The following is an 18,589-nucleotide window of genomic DNA, read 5'->3' as shown; positions in this document are numbered from 1 at the left end:
GGGTCCCCGGACTCCTCATCCGCCCTCCCGGCCGGACCGGGCGCGGCCGTAGCCGCGCGGAGTGGCACCCAGCACCGACCGGAACTCCCGGGTGAGGTGGGACTGGTCCGCGAAGCCCAGCTCCGCGGCGAGCGCCCCGAGGTCCGCGGCCGGGTCCGCGCGCATCCGCTCGGCCGCCTCCTGGAGCCGACGACGACGGAGCAGCAGCTGGGGCGGCATCCCCACGAACCGGGCCGCGAGCCGTTGCAGCGAGCGCTCGGAGACGTGCAGCTGCCGGGCCAGGCCCGCCGGGCTCCGCGCGACGGTCCCCGCCTCGAGGAGGTCGACCATGCGATTGGCCAGGGCACCGTCCCGCGCCGCGGACGGGGGCACCGCCGCCGCCAGCGCCCGGACGTGGTCCGCGAGCAGGGCCGCCGCCCGCAGATGCCGGCCGGCCGGATCGGCACCCGCCACAGCCCCCGCGGCGGCAGAGCGCAGCCCGGGCGCGCTGACGGACTCCGTTCCGCCGGGCGGATCCGCCGGACGTGCCCACCGCCCGGCCGGATCGGCCCCCGCCATGGCCTCCGCGACGGCGGAGCGCAGCCCGGGCGCACTGACGGGCGCGGACCCGTCGAGCAGATCCGCCGGGTGCTCCGTGAACAGCAGGACCCCCGCCGGGCGCAGCAGCGCGCCGACCGCCCAGCCCCGGCCCGTGAGCACCCGGGTGGACGCACGGCTCGTGGGCCCGTGCAGCGCCACCCCGTCCGGTTCGACCACCACGTTGCTCGCCGGATAGCCCAGCACCAGCTGCTCGGCCCGCTCCCCCGCCGGCAGGTCCCACTCGGGGATCCACAGCTGCCGGACGAGGTGGGCGACGTCGTCGGGCGCGGGCAGGCGCACGACCGTGGCGTGCGGTCCCGGGGTGAGGTGGCCCCGCGTGGTGGGCGGCTCGCTCATGGCACGAGCGTAACCACCCGGAGGTGGCGGGAATCTTCAAGACCGCCCGGCACCGGCTGCCTAGGCTCGGAGCATGAGCACAGAGCAGAACCTCCGTGGGGTCACCGGAGCGCACACCACCGACGGGACGCCCCGGGGGTTCACGTCCCTGACCCCGTTCATCGCGGTGGTCGACGCGGCCGCGGCGCTCGACTTCTACACCCGCACCTTCGGGGCCGCCCTCGTCGACCGCACCGACATGCCCGGGCCGGACGGGACTCCCGTCGTCGTGCACGCGACCATCGATCTCGGCGACGGACGGCTCCAGCTGGGTGAGGTGAACCCCGACTTCCACCTCGTGGCCCCGCCCGCGGGCGACGACGACTGCTATTCGCTGGACCTCTACGTCCCGGACGTCGACGACGTGGTGGCGCGCGCCGTCGCCGCCGGCGCCACCGTGCGCGAGCCCGTCAGCACGTTCGTCTCGGGCGACCGCTACGGCAGCATCCGCGACCCGTTCGGCGTCCGCTGGTCGGTCATGACCCGGGTCGAGGACCTCTCCGAGGAGCAGAGCAGCGCCCGGGTCGCCGAGTGGGCGGAGTCCATGGGGCAGGAATGAGGCGTCGCGGAGGGTCCGGGCCCCGCGCGCGAACTCCTCGGACGCGCACGGGGTCCGGCCTCCGGGACGGGTCCCGGTCGCGGCTCTCCAACCCTCGACCGGGACCGTCAGCTTCTCCCTGTGTCCCGGGGATGCCCCCTCGCACCAATCAGCCAACCACCTCCTGCTGAACACGAGCTGAAGCAGGCTTCCTGGGCGGTGGCTCGGTGGCTCGGTGGTGCCGGTGCCGCCGCCCGTGCCCGCCGGCGCGAGCGCGCCGGCTCAGGGCGCGGCGAACCAGAAGTCGTCGAACCCGTACTTCAGCACCCGGTAGGCGAAGTCGTCCTCGGTCGTCCCCGCGAGGGCGTAGTCGAAGCGGGCGATGACCTGGCGCTGAGCGTCGTACTCGGCGAACGTCAGGGCCTGGCCGCTGTTGACCACGAGCGGACCGCCGAGGTCCTGCACGTTGCTGACGATCGCGGAGTAGGGCACGGGGACGGTCTCGACCTCGCTGTAGGTCCCGGCGTTCTCGTCGACGAGGTACTTCCGGTACTCCGAGCGGAGGGAGGGGTCCGCAGTGGCCACCGGGGAAGTCCCAACGGGCACAGGGGCCGTGTAGTCCGGACGGCTTCTCATGCTCCAGAACGAGTTGTCGAACATCGTGAGGTAGTACTGGCCGTCCGCCAGCGCCACGTCGTCGTGGCGCACCACCGAGTGCTGCCCACCGGTGTCGGGGAAGTCCCCCGTCTTCTCGAGGAGCAGGTCCTCGGCCCCGGTGCCGGCCCAGACCTCGCGCTGACCGATGATGTAGTCGGCCGTGGGGTTCCCGTGGACGTCGTCGACCTTCAGGATCGCGGAGTTCTCGCGCGCGCTGACGATCACGGAGTCCCCGTCCGGGGACCAGTCGACCGAGTTCAGGTGCAGCCAGTCGTCCACCTCGCCCGGACCGTAGAACCCCGGGCCGTAGGGCTGGGTGCGGGACTTGTAATCGGCGAGGAGCTCCGTGAAGTCGACCGTCTTCTCGTAGGTCCCGGTCTCGAGGTCCAGGGACACCAGGACGTCCTCCACACTGCCCTTGGCGGTCTCCGTCGCCAGGATCACGAGCTTGCCGTCGTCGGTGACGTCGAAGTCGTGGTGCATCTCGAAGCCCGCCAGGACGTGCGTGGCCACGACCCGGCCCAGGCCGTCGATCCGGGCGACCTTGTCCGTCCCGACGGTGGTCACCATGGTGTCGCCGTAGAACTCCAGCCGGTCCGTGCGGTAGCCGTCGAGGTCGAACTCGGCGCGCAGCACCCCCGCGTTGTCGTAGAGCAGGGTGTAGTCGATGTGGCGCCTCAGCCCCATGACCGCGAACAGCCCGTCGGTGAGCTCCTCGGCGTTCCCCACCACGGTCCGGTCGAGGGTCGTGCGGTCGCCCGACGCGCTCGGCGGAGCGGTCATGGTGAACGAGAACTCCGTGGGCCCGCCGTCGTCGGGCTGCCAGGTGGTGGTCACGGTGTTCTCGGCGCCCGGGACCACCCCGATGAGCTGCCCCTCGAACGACGCGGCGCTCGGGTCGTGGTCCTTGGCGACGCGCGTGAAGTCCTCGGTGCCGGGAGAGCTGACGGTGTACGTCAGGGTGCCGCTGCCCTCGGTCTCGAACTGGGCGTGCACGCCGGTGGTGTTGGTGCCGAAGGGGTTGAGGACGAGCAGAGGAGCCTCGGGAGAGGAGCCCAGGGACTTCAGGTCGTCCAGCGCGGCGTCGACCACCTCCTGCACGTCCGGGGCGAAGCTGTCGCGCTCCTCGGGAACTCCGTTGCGGGTGACCGAGACGGTGTAGACGTTCGTGTCCGCCTCCGGGTAGGTCTCGGCCGTGGCCGCCACTTGCTCGGCGGCAGGCACCATGGGAGGAGCACCGGGCTGCTGCAGCACCCGCGGAGGCCCGACCGCGAGGGCCGGGCCCCCCGACACGACCAGAGCGGCCGCCGTGAGCAGGGTGACGGAACGAGCACGCGATCGGTGGGACATCTGGGACTCCTGGCGGTGGGTGCGGCGGTGAAGTCCGGCCGATTGTAGCCACGCAAGACCCCTCTGATAAGGGGCGATGTCTTTGCGGGGGCTAACGCCGCACCCCAGGCGCATGTCGGCGACGGGAATGTCCCCGGATGACCTCCGGGCGGTCCGGCGATCCGTGCCGTGCCGTCCTGCGGGTGCCGCTCCGGGTCCGCCTCACTGACCCCCGCCGGGCTCGCACCGGTCAGCGCAGTCGCGCAGCCGCGCCACGAGCTCCTGCGCCGCCGGGTCCTGGTCGAACTCGCTCACCACGAGGCGCCGGACGCCGGAGCTCTCCTGGACCTCGATCACGTAGGACTGCTGGTCGGCCGCTCCCTGACGGGTCGTCGGGGCGGTCGATCCCAGCCGGTGCGCCAGGACGGTCTCGAAGAGGTCGAGGAGCGCGTCCTGCTGCGCCCGGGGCAGGGACTCGGTCTCGAAGCTCCGCTCCACGGCCAGCCCGGGGAAGTACGCGAGGCCTCCCTCGAGGCGGTAGCTGACTCTCGCCATGGACGGCACCGTCCCTCCGTCGGACGCGGATGGCCAAGACCGGGCCCGCGCGGGGACCGGCGGGGCCGGTGAGGAATCAGTTCCCGACTATACCCGCGGCGCCCTTCCGGGTCAGGCGCCAGCACCCGTCCGCTCCGTCGAACGTGGTCATGGCGCCCGTGGCGACGTCGCCCACCAGGGTGCCGGCGTACCGGGCCGCACCGGCGTCGAAGGACAGGAGCAGGGTGCCGTCCTGCTGGTGCCACTGGCCGGACAGCTCGCCGGTGAACGAGCCGTTGTCGTGGAAGGTCAGATGCACCCGCGCGGAGGAGTCCGTGCAGCCCCAGCTGTACTGGAGCACCCACTCGTCCGCGAGGGCGCCCACGGACCGGGACGTCTCGGGCGCAACCCCCACCTGCTGCCAGGCGTCCGCCACCACGGCCTGCTCCGCGGGTCCGAACAGGGCGGCGGCGTGCTCGATCGTGAGGCCCGCGAAGTCCTTGAACTGCGCGACCCACCGCAGGCGCCGCAGCTCGGGATCACGCATCGCGGCGTACCAGATCCGGCCGGCCCTGTCCCAGCTGTGGCCGCCCAGTCCGGTCGCCGCGAGGCAGAACGCCCGGTTCGGGATGCCGGAGTTGATGTGCACCCCGCCGTTGTCGTCCAGGGTGTGCACGAAGCGGGACATGTGGTCCGGCTGCGGGTCCTTGCCGAGCACGTCGTCGTCGAACGCGGTGCCGGGTGCCTTCATCGAGCGGAGGCCCACCCCGTTGACGGCGCTCGTGAACAGGCCTGCACCGATGATCCAGTCGGCGTCCGCCGCCGTCTGGCGGGGAACGGCCACGTACTGCTTGACCATGGCCCCGATGACGTCGGAGAAGTGCTCGTTGAGCGCCCCGGACTGGTACATGTACAGCAGGTCGGACTCGTGCGTGGTGATGCCGTGCGCGAGCTCGTGCCCGATGACGTCCACGGCGGCGGTGAAGCGGTTGAAGTACTGGCCGTCGCCGTCCCCGAAGATCATCTGCCGGCCGTCCCACGCCGCGTTGTTGTACTTCTCCTGGTAGTGCACCGTGCCGAGCAGGGGCATGCCGGCGTCGTCGAGGGAGTTGCGCCCGAAGACCTCCTGCAGGAGGTCGAACGTGGAGCCCAGCCCGTCGTACGCCTCGTCCACGGCGGGGTCCCCGCTGGCGGGGGCTCCCTCCGAGCGCACGAGCGTCCCCGGGAGCTCCGCGGTGTTGCCGGCCGAGTGGACCTTCCGCTCCCTGTGGGCGGTCGGCTGCGCCGCGACGGCCCGAGCGGTGAGGTCCGCGATCAGCCGTTCCGCCCGGACCGTGGTGTCCACGGCCAGCGCGGCCAGGGCGTTCCGGCGGGTCTGCTCGTCCCCGTGCACCGCCATCTGCTCGTGCACGTACGGCGGGATCACCCCGCAGAACGCTCCGTGCCGGTGTCCGTGGTCCGTGGTCATCGCTTCCCCACCCCTCCGCATCAGATCCGGTTGCCCGCGGCGTCCAGCTCACCGGGCGCCGTCCCCGGGCCGTCCGGCGCACCGGGCGCCGTCCCCGCGGAGTCCAGCCTCCGCCCGGCGACGTCCGCCGGCTGCCCGGCGCTGCTGTCCGCGGATCCCGGCCCGCCGGCGCTTCCCTGCCTGGCCAGGTACCAGCAGCCGCCCGGCGAGCCGTCGAAGGAGGACATCGCTCCTGCTCCCGCGGTGCCGGTGACCGTGCCGCCGTACTGCGCGGGGCCGTCGGCGAAGCGGAGCAGCAGGGTGCCGTCCTGCTGCCGCCAGGCGCCGGAGAACCCCCCGCCCGAGAAGGTGCCGTCCGGGTCGAACACGAGGCCCACCCTGCCGTAGTCGTCGGTGCAGCCCCAGCTGAAGTGGAGCACCCACGGACCGGAGATCGTCACTGTTCCGCCCCTTTCCTCGCCCGGCGCACGAGCACCGGCGGGACCGCTGACCGGGTGCTCCGGGAGCCGGAGAACCATGTGCAACGATCATCCCACCAGGATCCGACGGCGTACCGGCCGGCGCGGAAATCAGCAGCCGGTGCCCTGCGGGTTCTCGAGGCAGTCGTCCGCGTAGTTGCGCACCGTGGAGCGCCAGACGCTGATCGGCACGGGCGCGCTCGCGACGTCGTTGAGCCCCGCCACGGGCAGCCATGGTCCACCCGCCACGGAGTACTCGCCGGAGAACCAGGTGGTGAGCGAGACGGCGTATTCACCCGTCTCCGTGTAGACGTGGCTGGTGTCGGTCTCCACGTCCCACGCCCCCTCCGCGAGCGGGGCGCCGCTGAGCTCGGTCGGCCCGAGCGCGGTCCCGTCGCCGTAGTCCCATGCGTACTGGACCGGCACGGCGCGCACCTCGACCGGGAAACCACCCAGCTCGGTGCTGAACTGCTGGGGCCGGGCCTCCGCCCAGACGTTGGTGTGCATGCCCCGCAGCGTGTCGGGCGCGGGCTGGACGGCACTGGCCGCGGGCGCGACGGCGAGCGTCCTGAAGTCCTGCAGGGTGAAGGTCGGCAGCTCCACGACCTCCTCGCCGCCCTCCGCCTCGGCGACCGCCACGCACATCGGCTCGCCCCACGGCGTGCTGGGCCCCTCCCCCTGCCGGACGACGACGTTCATGTAGACGCCCTCCCCACCGTCGGCAGTGGTGCAGTCCCGCTCCGCCAGGCAGTCCTCGAGGATGTCGCCGGTCCGGTTGGTGCACGGGTTCTGCAGGCCGAACGTCTGCTGCTTCGACTGCGCGATGGTGTCCGGGTTGAACGGCCGGTCGACGCCCTGGTCGCTCAGGTACTGGCGGAGCGCCTTCTGGAAAGCGGGGTCCTCGTCCGGGTCGTAGTCGACCGGGGCTGCAGCTTCCACTTCTTTCGCGGATACATCGGAGGGGATGGCAAGCGACGAACGATACTCATCCTTAATTTCGAGGTGAATGTCATTATTCTTGGCACGCGCATAGGATGAAGCGCCCGACGAAAGCTCCCTGCCGCGGTTGATGGAATCCAACGAATCCAATTCTTCGCCTGTTTCCGCATTTGCTGAAATCGGAAACGCCAACAAGCTTACACACAAGACTGTGGCAACTACAGGAGGTTTCATTCGGAACCCATACATTTTAGCTCCCCGGCAAAGGGGCCATAGTAATGTAGATCCATGCCTGGTCCTGGTAGTCGAGGTATACGAGTAGCGGGTCGTCAGAGTTTGGATCCGGTTCGACCGTATCGACTAGCCCCTGATCTCCGACAAGTCGCACCTCATCATTCTTGTATTTGACCACGGGCTTATAAATTCCATCCGTAGCCCGCTGTACGACAGAATCCTGCACTTCAAATACTTGCCGCCCGCCAGTTAACCACTGGCTAGCTTTGTACGCGAGTTCAACTTCAGATAGCTCGTCAAGGCAAACCTCGCAGTGCGGACTGATGATGTCCCGTGCATATGAGGTGTCGCCGGTCTGGTACGCGTACCACATGGCGTCGGACCAGTAGTCGAGGAAGGCCTGCGCCCCGTCCCGGGACTCCTCCTTCGCCAGGTCCGGCATGACGGGCTTCGGCACGTTCTGCGCGGGCCCGTCGAGCGAGGCCGGCACGTAGTCGGCGGGAGTGGCGTCCGGACCAGGCTCCGATGAGCTCGCCGCAGCCGATGAGGCAGTGCTGGAAGAGGACGCCGCGGCGCCGTCGTCGTCGTCGGGACCGCATCCCGTGAGGAGCAGTGCCGCCAGGGCGACGCCCCCGACCACCGTGCCGACTGGGCTGGACCGCACCATGAAGTTCCCCGCTTCGCTCTGCCACGGCCGGACGGGCCGGCTGGATGGGTCAGATGGTAAGCGCCCCCCACTGTGCGGGAGCAACCCCTGTGGACACGCCGAAACTCGCGTTTTCATGGGGCCTGGTCAGCGGCACCATGGTCACGACTTCGTTAATGTCACTCCGACTCGAACAGTGTTATAGTCGCTGCAACCAGAAGGCAGTGGACGTGAGGGAGGTGACGATGACCGCGCAGAACGTGGAACTGGCGGTGTCGACCGTCATCTTCGCCGCCCGCGACACCGGCCCCGACGGCGGCAAGGAACTCTGGCTGCCCCTCGTCCGCCGCATCCGCGACCCCTTCCGGGGGATGTGGGCCCTGCCCGGCGGACCACTCCAGCCGCACGAGGACCTCGAGGCCTCCGCCGCCCGGTCCCTGCAGCTCACCACCGGCCTGCAGCCCGGCTACCTCGAGCAGCTCTACGCCTTCGGCGGCCTGACCCGCTCGGCGAACGCCGAGGAGCGCGTCGTCTCGATCGTCTACTGGGCCTCGATCCGCACCGACCAGACCTCCGACCTCCACGCCGACCTCAACGTCACGTGGATGCGCACCTCCGAGCTGCCGCCGCTGGCGTTCGACCACAGCGACATCGTGGACTACGCCCTCTACCGGCTGCGCAACAAGATCACCTACAGCCGCGTGGCCCACTCCTTCCTCGGCGAGACCTTCACCCTCGCCGCCCTGCGTGAGGTGCACGAGGCGATCCTCGGCACCCCCCTGGACCCGGCCAACTTCCGGCGCCAGGTGCTCGCGTCCGGCGCCGTCCTCGACACCGGCACCCGCCTGGAGGGCACGCGTCATCGCCCGCCCCGGCTCTACCGCTACAACCACGACCTCGACCTCGCCGACCGCACCCCGGCCGGCCGCAGCACCCAGGAGCAGACATGACCTCCGTCGCCACCCACATCGACCTGCTGACCGGGAAGCCGGCCGGCCTGCCGGGAACCGCCCCGGCCCCGAGCACCTGCAGCACCGACCTCTCCGCAAACCCCTGGGACTTCGCACCCGCCGTCTCCGCCGGCTACGGCCCCGGGGCCTCCGAGGACGACGTGGTGCCCGCCGGCGCCCCCGCCCAGCCCGTGATCCCCGAGGAGTACCAGCATGCCTCCGCCGAGGAGCTCGACCGGCGGATCACTGCCGCCAAGCAGACCCTCGGCGAGCGCGTGGTGGTGCTCGGGCACTTCTACCAGCGGGACGAGATCGTGAAGCACGCCGACTTCCTCGGCGACTCGTTCCAGCTGGCCCGCGCCGCCAGGAGCAGGCCGGAGGCCGAGGCGATCGTGTTCTGCGGTGTGCACTTCATGGCCGAGACCGCCGACATCCTCTCCGGCGAGCACCAGTCCGTGATCCTGCCCAACCTCGCCGCCGGCTGCTCCATGGCGGACATGGCCGACGAGGACTCCGTCGAGGAGGCCTGGGAGCAGCTCATGGACATCCTCGGGGAGACCGACGACGACGGCCGGCAGACCGTGGTCCCCGTGACGTACATGAACTCCTCCGCGGCGCTCAAGGCGTTCTGCGGCCGGCACGGTGGCATCGTGTGCACCTCCTCCAACGCCGCGACCGTCCTGGAGTGGGCCTTCGAGCGCGGTCGGCGGGTGCTGTTCTTCCCGGACCAGCACCTGGGCCGCAACACCGCCAAGGCCATGGGGATCGCCCTCGAGCGGATGCCGATGTGGAACCCCCACAAGGACCTCGGCGGGAACACCGCGCAGGACCTGCAGGACGCCGAGGTGATCCTCTGGCACGGCTTCTGCTCCGTGCACCGCCGCTTCACCGTGGCCCAGATCGACAAGGCCCGCGCCGAGCACCCCGGCGTGCGGGTGATCGTGCACCCCGAGTGCCCCATGCCCGTGGTCGACGCCGCCGACGAGAACGGCTCCACCGACTACATCCGCAAGGCGATCGACGCCGCCGAGCCCGGCAGCACCTTCGCGATCGGCACCGAGATCAACATGGTCAACCGGCTCGCCGACCAGCACCCCGAGCACACGATCTTCTGCCTGGACCCGGTGATCTGCCCGTGCTCCACGATGTACCGGATCCACCCCGGCTACCTCGCGTGGATGCTCGAGGAGCTCGTGGCCGGGCGCGTGATCAACCGGATCTCCGTGGACGCCGCGACCGCCCGGGACGCCGAGGTGGCGCTCGAGCGGATGCTGGCGGCGCTGCCGCGGTGAGCACGAACCCGGCACCGCGCGTGCTCGTGGTGGGCAGCGGCATCGCCGGCCTCACCGCGGCCCTGGGCGCCGCGGGCCACGGTCTCGACGTGACGCTGCTGAGCAAGGACGCCCTCGACGAGACCGGCACGGCCCGCGCGCAGGGCGGGATCGCGGCCATGACGGCCGCGCTCCCGGCCGGCCAGCCCCGCGACTCCGAGGAGCTGCACGTCCAGGACACCCTCGCCGCGGGGGCGGGGACGTGCGACGACGACGCCGTGCGCGTGCTCGTGCGCGACTCGGCGGCCGCCATCGACGAGCTCGTGGCGCGCGGTGTGGCCCTCGACCGCGCGGCCGGACCGGACTCCCCCTGGCTCGAGGGTCTCGAGGGCGCCCACTCCGTGCCCCGGATCCTGCACGCCGGCGGCGACGCGACCGGCCGCGAGATCCAGCGCGCCCTCCTCGCCGCCGCGCTGGCGGCCGAGGCCGCGGGGCGACTGACGGTCCTGCGGCACACCATGCTGGTCGACCTCGTGCTCGGCCCAGGCGGCCGCGCGGCCGGGGCCCTCGTCCTGGCGGGTCCCGGGGACCGGCTCCACGAACTGGCCGCGGACGCCGTGGTGCTCGCGACCGGCGGGGCCGGACAGCTCTACCCCCACACCACCAATCCGGCCGTGGCCACCGGTGACGGCATCGCCGCGGCCCTGCGGGCGGGCGCCGCCGTGGCGGACCTGGAGTTCGTGCAGTTCCACCCGACCGCCCTCGCCGCCCCGGGCTGCTTCCTGGTCTCCGAGGCCGTCCGCGGCGAGGGCGCGGTGCTGCGGGACAGCACGGGCCGGCGCTACCTCGAGGACGTGCACCCGCGCGCGGAGCTCGCCCCCCGCGACGTGGTGGCCCGCGAGAACGTCCGCCGGTCCCTGGCCCAGGACGGCCTGCCGGTCCTGCTCGACTGCACCGCGCTGAGCCCGTCCGGCCCCGGCCCGCACGGGGGCGGCACGACCGCCGAGTTCCTCGCCCGGCGCTTCCCCACGATCGACGCCGCCCTGCGGGCCCACGGCCTCGACTGGTCCCGCGAACCGGTCCCGGTCACCCCGGCGGCCCACTACCTGATGGGCGGCGTGGCCACCGACGGCCTCGGCCGCACCACCGTCCCGGGGCTCTACGCCGTGGGCGAGTGCGCGGCCACGGGCGTGCACGGCGCCAACCGGCTGGCCTCCAACTCGCTGCTGGAGGGCGCCGTCTTCGGGGCTCGCGTGGCCGAGGCACTGCAGGCGGACGCGCTGCGCACGGACGCGCCGGGGACCTGCCGAGCGGCCGACGACGCCCCGGTGCGCCTCGTCCTGCCCGGCCGCACCGAGATCCTGCCGGCGGCCGGTCGGTCCGGGACCGCGGCCGCCCGGTCCCGGAGCACGGCGCCGTTCGACAGGGACGCCGTGCCGTTCGACAAGGACACCGACCCGGTCGACGGAGAGGCTGCGCAGGTCGACGGGGACACCGTGCCGTTCGACCGCGGGCAGTTCCAGGACGCCATGTGGGCGGGCGCCGGCGTCCTGCGCGACCGTTCGCGGCTCGAGGCGCTGGCCCGGCGGCTGGCCGGCTTCCGCCCACCCGCCGGTCTCTCCCGCCGTGCGGTCGAGGACCGGAACCTGCTGACCGTGGGCCGTGCCGTGACCGCCGCGGCCCTGCACCGCACCGAGTCCCGGGGCGCCCACTTCCGGGAGGACTTCCCGGCACCCGATCCCGCCCGCGCGCGGCGCACGTTCTGGCGGCTGGAGCCGGCCCCGGATGGGGTCGTCGAAGCGGCGCTGACCTGTGCACATACTTCCATCGACATGTTCGACCCACCGGAGAGGATCCCCGCATGCTGACCCGAGCCGCCATCACCGAGGTCGTGGAGCGGGGGCTCGCCGAGGACGCGCCCTGGGGCGACATCACCTCCGAGCACCTCATCCCCGCCGGCACCACCGCCCGGGCCGAGCTCGTGGCGCGCGAGGCCGGTGTCTTCTCCGGCGGGCAGGTCTTCGCCGCGACGTTCGCCGCCGCGGACCCCGCGGTGGCCGTCGAGCTGGTCTCCGCCGAGGGCGACCGCTTCGAGGCCGGGGACACCCTGGCCGTGGTGACCGGTCCCGCCCGGGCCGTGCTGACCGGCGAGCGCGTGGCCCTGAACCTGACCCAGCGGATGTGCGGGATCGCCACCCTGACCGCCCGCTACGTCGCCGCCGTCGAGGAGACGGTCGCCCGCGTGGAGCAGGCCGCGAACCTCCCGTCCGGCACGATCACCCGCACCCGGGTGGCCGACACCCGCAAGACCACCCCGGGGCTGCGGGCGCTCGAGAAGCACGCCGTGCTCAGCGGGGGCGGGCACAACCACCGGCACTCCCTCTCGGACGCCGTGATGGCCAAGGACAACCACCTGGCCCTGCTCACGGCCGACGGCACCGACCTGACCGGCGCCCTGCGGCAGCTGCGCCGTCGTCTCCCCCACACGGTGCACCTCGAGGTGGAGGTGGACCGGCTCGACCAGATCGAGGCGGTCCTGGCCGGCGGCGCGGACACGATCCTGCTCGACAACTTCTCGCTGGACGACCTCGTGAGCGGCGTGGCGATCATCGACGGCCGGGCGACCGTCGAGGCCTCCGGCGGCGTGAGCCTGGAGACCGTCGGGGACATCGCGGCCACCGGGGTGGACGTCATCTCGGTGGGCGCACTCACCCACTCCGCCCGCAACCTGGACCTGGGCCTCGACATCGGGCTCGGCAACGGGAGCGGCAGCGGCCACGGCACCGGCACCGGGACGGGATGACGGTGCTGTACCTCGACTCGGCCGCCACCACCCCCGTCCGGCGGGAGGTCCTGGAGGCCATGTGGCCCTATCTCACGCAGGAGTTCGGCAACGCCTCCAGCCACCACGACGCGGGCCGGCGGGCGCTGGCCGGACTGGACCGAGCCCGGGCGACGGTCGCGCAGGTGCTGAACTGCCGGCCCGCCGAGGTCGTGTTCACGTCCGGCGGGACCGAGGCCGACAACCTGGCCGTCAAGGGCATCGCCCTGGGCCGCCGGGACCGGGACCCCGCGTGCACGCACGTGGTGACGAGCGCCGTCGAGCACCACGCCGTGCTCGACTCCGCCCGGGACCTGGCCCGCTGGGACGGCTTCGACGTCACCGAGCTGGGCGTGTCCGCCGAGGGGTTCGTGGACCCCGCCGCCCTGGAGAGGGCTGTTCGTCCGGGCACCGCAGTGGTATCCGTGATGCATGCGAACAACGAGACGGGTACGGTCCAGGCGATCGCCGACCTGGCTGCGGTGGCTCGGGCGCGGGACGTCCCGTTCCATACGGATGCGGTCCAGACGGCCGGGTCGCTGGAACTGGACGTACAGGCGCTCGACGTGGCGGCGCTGAGCCTCGCCGGGCACAAGATCGGGGGGCCCAAGGGCGTGGGGGTGCTGTTCCTGCGCCGCGGGACCCCCCTGCGCCCGCTGCTGAGCGGCGGCGGGCACGAGCGCGGCCGGCGCTCCGGGACCTCGAACGTGGCCGGCGCCGTGGGCCTCGCCACGGCCCTGCGGCTGTCCGCCGAGGAGCGGGCGGCGAAGTCGGTGCGCCTGGCCGAGCTGCGGAACCGGCTGATCACCGGGATCCTGTCCGCGGTCCCGTCGGCCGTGCTGACCGGTCCGGACCCCCGGGAGCGGCCGGCGGCGCGGCTGCCCGGCAACGCCTCGTTCTGCTTCCCCGGCGTCAACGGCGAGACGGTCCTGGTGGATCTGGAGGCCCGCGGGCTGCTCGTCTCCTCGGGCTCGGCCTGCGCGGCCGGGGACACCGAGCCCTCCCACGTGCTGACCGCCATGGGCTTCCCCGCCGAGGTCGCCACCACCGCGGTCCGGTTCACGCTGTCCGCCGAGGTCACCCCGGAACAGGTGGACGGGATCGTGGCGGCGGCCCGGGACGTCGTCGAGCGGCTGGTCGCGGCGCGCGGCTGAACGCGCTCAGCCGACCGGGACCGGGAGCGCGACCGGCACCGGGTGCTGCACCCCGGCGTGCACGACAGCCAGGACCGGCTCGCCCTTCTGCTCTGCGCTCCGCGAGCTCTCCGACACCAGGACCCAGGAGGGGTCCGGGCAGGAGTGGGGCGCGGGGCCCTCGGGAACCGCGCTCGAGGCGCCCCGGCCGTCGAAGCCCTCCAGCCGGAAGCCGACGACCGTCCGCCACCACAGGGTGCTCGGCGTGCTCGCGATCCCCCGGGTCTCGGTGATCACCAGGTCCGTCCGCCGCGTCAGGACCTCGGCGGTCCCCGGCTTCACGCACTCCCACGAGATCTCGGTCACCGACTCGGTCTCCGCCACGAACTCGAGCGAGGCCGCGTTGGCCTGCAGCGTCTCGTCGTCCCAGCCGAGCGCGGCCCGGGCGTCGGCGGCGGTCACGAAGCCGGTGCCGTCCTCGTGGAGCTGCGTGGCCGCCCAGGCCGGCGCCGCCAGCCCGATCGACACCCCCGCCGCCGCGAGAGCCGCCAGTACCACGATGACCTTGTGCATGTGCTTCCCCAATCCCCTGTCCCCCGACACCGGGGACGCGCTCCCGGATCGTTTTTCCGAACGCTAATGCAGGCACGGGGGGCCGATCCAGCGGCGTGACCCATCTGTGACCCCCTGTCCGACCTGCGGCGACACATGCGGTGCCGCGCAGCGCGCCCCTCAGGCCGCTTCCTCCCGCTCGGTGGGCACCGGGTGCGCCACCCCGTCGTGGACGACCTCCAGGGCAGGCCCCTCGTGCGCCTGCGCCCGTTCGGTGGACCGGGGCACCCGGGACCACGCCCCGTCCTGGTCCCCGCCCCCGTTCCCCGGGCAGGCGTCGAGGTCGGGGCCCTCGACCACGGAGACGGACACGGCGTCCTCGGCGAAGCCCTGCAGCTCGAAGCCCGTGACGGCACCCGTCACCGAGCTCCGCTGCACGGTGGCGACCAGGTCCGCCCGGGCGGTCGTCGTCGTCCGCCGCTCCTGCACGGCCACGGCGCCGGTGAGCTCCTGGACGCACTCCCACGACGCGGTGGCCACGGTGACCGTCTCCGCGACGAGGTCCAGCTCCGCGGCGGAGGTCTGCAGCCGGTCGTTGGTCCAGCCCACGGCCCGCAGGACGTCCTCCCGGCCGACGGAGCCCGTGCCGTCCGGGCGCAGCGTCACGGCCGCCACCACGCAGGTCAGCAGTCTCTTTCCCACTCGATCTCCCCCAGTCCCCCCTGTCCCCCGACAGGAGTCCGGCCATCGGGCCGTGCTGGGGAGGCTAATGAAAAGTCGTGGACGCGTCCAGCCCGGACGGCGCGCGACCGGTCCCGCGCCTTAGCCGGCGGCCTGCTCGCGCAGGACGTTCTTGCGGATCTTGCCGGACGCGGTGCGGGGCATCTCGTCCACGAGGCTCAGCGTCTTGGGGACCTTGTAGCGGGCCAGCCGGCCGGCCAGGTGCTCCTGGATCGTCCCCGCGGTGAGCTCCCGCCCCTCCCGGGGGACGACGACGGCGTGCGGCACCTCGCCCCACTTCTCGTCGGGCACGCCGATGACCGCCACGGCGGCCACCTCCGGCAGCTCGAGGATGGCCGCCTCGACCTCCGCCGGGTAGATGTTCTCCCCGCCGGAGATGATCATGTCCTTGATCCGGTCCGCGACGAACAGGTAGCCGTCCTCGTCCAGGTAGCCCAGGTCCCCGGAGTGGAACCACTCCCCCTCGAAGGACCCCGCCGCGTCGGGGCGGTTCCAGTACTCCCGGATGACGTTGGGCCCCGAGAGCAGGATCTCCCCCGCCTCGCCGGGAGCCGCGGGCTCCCCCGCCGCGTCCACGATCCGCACGTCGGAGAAGAAGTGCGGCAGCCCGGAGGAGCCCGCCTTCTCGCGGGACTTCGCGGCGGGGAGGTTGGTGGCGCCCGGGGAGGTCTCCGTCATGCCGTAGCTGGCGGTGAAGGCCAGTCCCCGGTTCTCGTAGGCGTCCAGGACCCGCATGGGCACCGCGGAGCCGCCGCAGGTGAGCTTGCGCAGGGAGGAGAGGTCCGTGGTGTCCCAGTCCGGGTGCTCGCACAGCATCTGGTAGGTGGTCGGCACCCCGGAGAGCCAGGTGACGCGGTGGCGCTCGATGAGCTCCAGCACCCGGCCGGGCACGAACTTGGACTCGAGCACCAGCGTGGCGCCCTTCAGCAGCGTCGGCAGCACCCCCATCCCGAGCGAGGCCACGTGGAACATCGGGGAGATCATGAGCGCGACGTCGTCGGCCGCCACGTCGTAGTCGACCAGGACGTTGAAGCAGTTCCAGGTGAAGTTGCCGTGGGTCAGACAGGCGCCCTTGGGCCGGCCGGTGGTCCCGGAGGTGTAGAGGATCACGGCGAGGTCGTCCAGGCCCACCGGGACGTCCTCCGTCCAGGGCTCGGCCGCCGCGATCACCGCCCCGAGGGCGGGGACCTCGTCCGCGCCCTCCCCGGCCGCGTCCTCCCCCGCCACGACCCAGCGGACCACGTCCGGCAGGTCCCGGGCGGCCGGTGCGGCCAGGCCCGTCAGGGCGGCGTCGTGGATCAGCACCGAGACGTCCGCGTCCTCCAGCTGGTAGCGGATCTCGGGGACGGCCAGGCGCGTGTTGAGGGGGACGAGGACCGCGCCGAGCGCTCCCGCGGCGAACATCGCCTCCAGGAAGGCCGGGCTGTTCTCCCCGAGGAACGCCACCCGGTCCCCGGGGCCCACGCCCCGGCCGGACAGGGCCGTCGCGAGGCGCCGGGACCGGTCGTGCAGCTCCCGGTACGTCAGCGTGCGCTCGCCGTGGATCACGGCCGTCCTGGGCCCGGACTTCTCGAGCCTCCGGACGAGCCAGGATCCCAGTCCCTGATTGCGCATGCGATCGTCTCCTCAAACAGTCGTCAAAGCCAATAGTTGAAAAGTTCCACTATTAGCCTCCAGCGTAGAGAGAGCTGGATCACATTGTCCAGGCCCCCGGGCGAACCCGCCCCCGCGCGACTTTCCCACTTGTGTCATATTCTCAATGGTTGACATCTTCAATTGATTGCTGTTCCAATGGTCGCACTGTGAGTCGGCCCACACCACCGCCCGGACGCACCCGAGGACCGGGGCCGGCCCGCCCGCCGCACCGGAGCCCCGTCCCGGCGGCACACCCACTCTCTCCGCCCCAGAGCAAGGAACCGCCATGTCAGCAGCACCCGGCACCCTGGCGTCCCTGGACGCCCGCGCCAGGAACAAAGAGGCGCGCAAGGTCATCTTCTCCAGCTACCTCGGCTCCACCATCGAGTTCTACGACTTCCTGCTCTACGCCTCGGCCTCCGCCCTGGTCTTCCCCTACGTGTTCTTCACCGACCTCGACCCGCTGGCCGGCACGATCGCCGCGTACGGCACCTTCGCCGCCGGCTACCTGGCCCGCCCGCTGGGCGGGTCGGTCTTCGGCCACTTCGGCGACCGCCTGGGCCGCAAGAAGATGCTCATCATCTCGATGCTGATCATGGGCATCGCCTCGACGCTCATCGGCCTCATCCCCAGCGCCGCCGTCATCGGCTCCTGGGGGGCGGTCATCCTGATCCTCCTGCGGGTGTGCCAGGGCATCGCCGTGGGCGGCGAGTGGGGCGGGGCCGCACTGCTGGCCCTGGAGCACTCCGCGAAGGGCAGGCGGGGGTTCGCCGCGTCCTTCACCAACGCCGGCGCCCCGACCGGTGCCGCGCTGGGCACCTTCGTCCTGGGCCTGTTCGCCGCCATGCCGGAGGAGCAGTTCCTCTCGTGGGGCTGGCGCGTCCCGTTCCTGCTGTCCGTCCTGCTGCTGGCCGTGGGCGTCTTCGTGCGCTCCCAGGTGTCCGAGAGCCCGATCTTCCAGGCCGCGCTGGCCAAGGAGGCCGCGGAGGGCCCCACCGCCAAGCGCAAGGTGCCCATCGTCGAGGTGCTGCGCCGCCCCCGCGCCCTGGTCTACACGATGCTGGCGGGGGCCTCCGGGTTCGCCCTCCAGGTCTTCCTGGCCACCTTCGCGGTCGCCTACGCGGTCGAGCGCGGCGCCGACCGGCAGCCGGTCCTCTACGCCTTCGCCCTCGCGTCCGTGCTCAGCGTGTTCTTCGTGGTCGGCATGGGCCGCCTGTCCGACCAGCTGGGCCGGCGCCCCGTCATGGTCGTGGGGCTGGTGCTGTTCATCGCCCTCATCCTCCCCATGTTCTCCTGGCTGGCCACCGGCAACGTGCTGCTGATCTTCGTGACCTTCACCATCGGGCTGGCCTGCCACGCCGCGATCTACGGACCGCTGGCGGCCTTCATCTCGGAGCAGTTCGGCACGTCGTCCCGCTACACCGGCGCGTCACTGGGCTACCAGTTCGCCACCCTGATCGGGGCGGGCTTCACCCCCACGATCCTCGCCTCGATCTACGCCTCCTCCGGGCAGGCCATCGCCCCCGTGGTCTGGTACCTGGCCGGGATGGCGGTGGTCAGCGCGGTGTTCATCCTGCTCACCCGTGAGTCCAAGGACTTCGACCTGGAGACCCACGAGCACTGACGCCGCCCGCTGCGGAGCACCTGCGGCACCGAGCCCCCGCCTCGTCACCGCCCTCCCCGATCGACCGGGGAGAGGGGGCGGGGC

General features: G+C 72.2%; 17 protein-coding genes. 7 read left to right on the top strand and 10 right to left on the bottom strand.

Annotation, left to right across the window (positions count from 1 at the left end):
- Positions 1-15: 15 nt before the first annotated feature.
- The gene (locus EQG70_RS00435; RefSeq protein ID WP_109268862.1) at positions 16-936 is read right to left on the bottom strand and encodes a helix-turn-helix domain-containing protein; all 921 of its coding nucleotides are present in this window, start codon (positions 934-936) and stop codon (positions 16-18) included.
- Positions 937-1,009: 73 nt separating this feature from the next.
- Between EQG70_RS00435 and EQG70_RS00430 the strand changes: the two genes are divergently transcribed.
- Positions 1,010-1,534 (top strand): VOC family protein, encoded by a 525-nt coding sequence (locus EQG70_RS00430; RefSeq protein ID WP_109268863.1) that lies wholly within the window; start codon positions 1,010-1,012, stop codon positions 1,532-1,534.
- A gap of 261 nt (positions 1,535-1,795) precedes the next feature.
- Here EQG70_RS00430 and EQG70_RS00425 read toward each other — a convergent pair whose 3' ends face one another.
- The 6 genes from EQG70_RS00425 to EQG70_RS00400 form a co-directional block, all read right to left on the bottom strand.
- Positions 1,796-3,520 carry an aryl-sulfate sulfotransferase gene (locus EQG70_RS00425; RefSeq protein WP_167508842.1) on the bottom strand — a complete coding sequence of 575 codons (1,725 nt, stop codon included), beginning with the start codon at positions 3,518-3,520 and terminating at the stop codon, positions 1,796-1,798.
- Positions 3,521-3,721: 201 nt separating this feature from the next.
- Positions 3,722-4,054, bottom strand: a complete 333-nt coding sequence (locus EQG70_RS00420) for a protealysin inhibitor emfourin (protein WP_126346755.1) — start codon at positions 4,052-4,054, stop codon at positions 3,722-3,724.
- Positions 4,055-4,130: 76 nt separating this feature from the next.
- Positions 4,131-5,501, bottom strand: coding sequence for a M4 family metallopeptidase (locus EQG70_RS00415; RefSeq protein ID WP_109268865.1), 1,371 nt, complete (start codon positions 5,499-5,501; stop codon positions 4,131-4,133).
- 20 nt (positions 5,502-5,521) lie between these two features.
- A complete protein-coding gene (locus EQG70_RS00410) occupies positions 5,522-5,941 on the bottom strand; it encodes a hypothetical protein (protein ID WP_017831762.1) in 420 nt (139 codons plus the stop codon).
- Positions 5,942-6,070: 129 nt separating this feature from the next.
- Positions 6,071-6,898: a PKD domain-containing protein gene (locus EQG70_RS00405; RefSeq protein WP_232035219.1), complete on the bottom strand. Its 828-nt coding sequence runs from the start codon at positions 6,896-6,898 to the stop codon at positions 6,071-6,073.
- Positions 6,899-7,148: 250 nt separating this feature from the next.
- Positions 7,149-7,799 carry a DUF6318 family protein gene (locus tag EQG70_RS00400; protein ID WP_109268866.1) on the bottom strand — a complete coding sequence of 217 codons (651 nt, stop codon included), beginning with the start codon at positions 7,797-7,799 and terminating at the stop codon, positions 7,149-7,151.
- Positions 7,800-8,023: 224 nt separating this feature from the next.
- Here EQG70_RS00400 and EQG70_RS00395 point away from each other — a divergent pair, with 224 nt between their 5' ends.
- Genes EQG70_RS00395 through EQG70_RS00375 form a run of 5 tightly spaced genes read left to right on the top strand, consistent with a single transcriptional unit; the run spans position 8,024 to position 13,974 of the window.
- On the top strand, positions 8,024-8,728 hold the full coding sequence (locus tag EQG70_RS00395; RefSeq protein WP_109221608.1) for an NUDIX hydrolase: 705 nt from the start codon (positions 8,024-8,026) through the stop codon (positions 8,726-8,728).
- Positions 8,725-10,020, top strand: a complete 1,296-nt coding sequence (gene nadA, locus EQG70_RS00390; protein ID WP_109268867.1) for a quinolinate synthase NadA — start codon at positions 8,725-8,727, stop codon at positions 10,018-10,020. Before EQG70_RS00395 ends, nadA begins: the two co-directional genes overlap by 4 nt.
- Entirely contained in the window at positions 10,017-11,867 is a 1,851-nt protein-coding gene (locus EQG70_RS00385) for an L-aspartate oxidase (protein ID WP_109268868.1), read from the top strand. Before nadA ends, EQG70_RS00385 begins: the two co-directional genes overlap by 4 nt.
- Positions 11,861-12,802, top strand: coding sequence for a carboxylating nicotinate-nucleotide diphosphorylase (gene nadC / locus EQG70_RS00380; protein ID WP_109243552.1), 942 nt, complete (start codon positions 11,861-11,863; stop codon positions 12,800-12,802). Before EQG70_RS00385 ends, nadC begins: the two co-directional genes overlap by 7 nt.
- A 2-nt stretch (positions 12,803-12,804) precedes the next feature.
- Positions 12,805-13,974 carry a cysteine desulfurase family protein gene (locus EQG70_RS00375; RefSeq protein WP_109268909.1) on the top strand — a complete coding sequence of 390 codons (1,170 nt, stop codon included), beginning with the start codon at positions 12,805-12,807 and terminating at the stop codon, positions 13,972-13,974.
- 6 nt (positions 13,975-13,980) lie between these two features.
- Here the strand turns inward: EQG70_RS00375 and EQG70_RS00370 are convergent, their stop codons facing one another.
- The 3 genes from EQG70_RS00370 to EQG70_RS00360 form a co-directional block, all read right to left on the bottom strand.
- The gene (locus EQG70_RS00370; RefSeq protein WP_017831755.1) at positions 13,981-14,526 is read right to left on the bottom strand and encodes a hypothetical protein; all 546 of its coding nucleotides are present in this window, start codon (positions 14,524-14,526) and stop codon (positions 13,981-13,983) included.
- Positions 14,527-14,685: 159 nt separating this feature from the next.
- Positions 14,686-15,207, bottom strand: a complete 522-nt coding sequence (locus EQG70_RS00365) for a hypothetical protein (RefSeq protein WP_138976437.1) — start codon at positions 15,205-15,207, stop codon at positions 14,686-14,688.
- A 120-nt stretch (positions 15,208-15,327) separates the two neighbouring features.
- Entirely contained in the window at positions 15,328-16,860 is a 1,533-nt protein-coding gene (locus EQG70_RS00360) for an acyl-CoA synthetase (RefSeq protein ID WP_109268870.1), read from the bottom strand.
- Positions 16,861-17,167: 307 nt separating this feature from the next.
- Between EQG70_RS00360 and EQG70_RS00355 the strand changes: the two genes are divergently transcribed.
- A complete protein-coding gene (locus EQG70_RS00355; protein ID WP_109268871.1) occupies positions 17,168-18,505 on the top strand; it encodes an MFS transporter in 1,338 nt (445 codons plus the stop codon).
- Positions 18,506-18,589: the final 84 nt, after the last annotated feature.

Source organism: Kocuria rosea, from assembly GCF_006094695.1.
GTDB lineage: Bacteria > Actinomycetota > Actinomycetes > Actinomycetales > Micrococcaceae > Kocuria > Kocuria rosea.
This window is presented reverse-complemented; position numbering and strand designations above follow the sequence as displayed.

Bases quoted from the DNA above. Each gene is read 5' to 3' on its own strand.
- EQG70_RS00435 (WP_109268862.1), bottom strand. From the start codon at position 936: ATGAGCGAGCCGCCCACCACGCGGGGCCACCTCACCCCGGGACCGCAC.
- EQG70_RS00430 (WP_109268863.1), top strand. From the start codon at position 1,010: ATGAGCACAGAGCAGAACCTCCGTGGGGTCACCGGAGCGCACACCACC.
- EQG70_RS00425 (WP_167508842.1), bottom strand. From the start codon at position 3,520: ATGTCCCACCGATCGCGTGCTCGTTCCGTCACCCTGCTCACGGCGGCC.
- EQG70_RS00420 (WP_126346755.1), bottom strand. From the start codon at position 4,054: ATGGCGAGAGTCAGCTACCGCCTCGAGGGAGGCCTCGCGTACTTCCCC.
- EQG70_RS00415 (WP_109268865.1), bottom strand. From the start codon at position 5,501: ATGACCACGGACCACGGACACCGGCACGGAGCGTTCTGCGGGGTGATC.
- EQG70_RS00400 (WP_109268866.1), bottom strand. From the start codon at position 7,799: ATGGTGCGGTCCAGCCCAGTCGGCACGGTGGTCGGGGGCGTCGCCCTG.
- EQG70_RS00395 (WP_109221608.1), top strand. From the start codon at position 8,024: ATGACCGCGCAGAACGTGGAACTGGCGGTGTCGACCGTCATCTTCGCC.
- nadA (WP_109268867.1), top strand. From the start codon at position 8,725: ATGACCTCCGTCGCCACCCACATCGACCTGCTGACCGGGAAGCCGGCC.
- nadC (WP_109243552.1), top strand. From the start codon at position 11,861: ATGCTGACCCGAGCCGCCATCACCGAGGTCGTGGAGCGGGGGCTCGCC.
- EQG70_RS00370 (WP_017831755.1), bottom strand. From the start codon at position 14,526: ATGCACAAGGTCATCGTGGTACTGGCGGCTCTCGCGGCGGCGGGGGTG.
- EQG70_RS00360 (WP_109268870.1), bottom strand. From the start codon at position 16,860: ATGCGCAATCAGGGACTGGGATCCTGGCTCGTCCGGAGGCTCGAGAAG.
- EQG70_RS00355 (WP_109268871.1), top strand. From the start codon at position 17,168: ATGTCAGCAGCACCCGGCACCCTGGCGTCCCTGGACGCCCGCGCCAGG.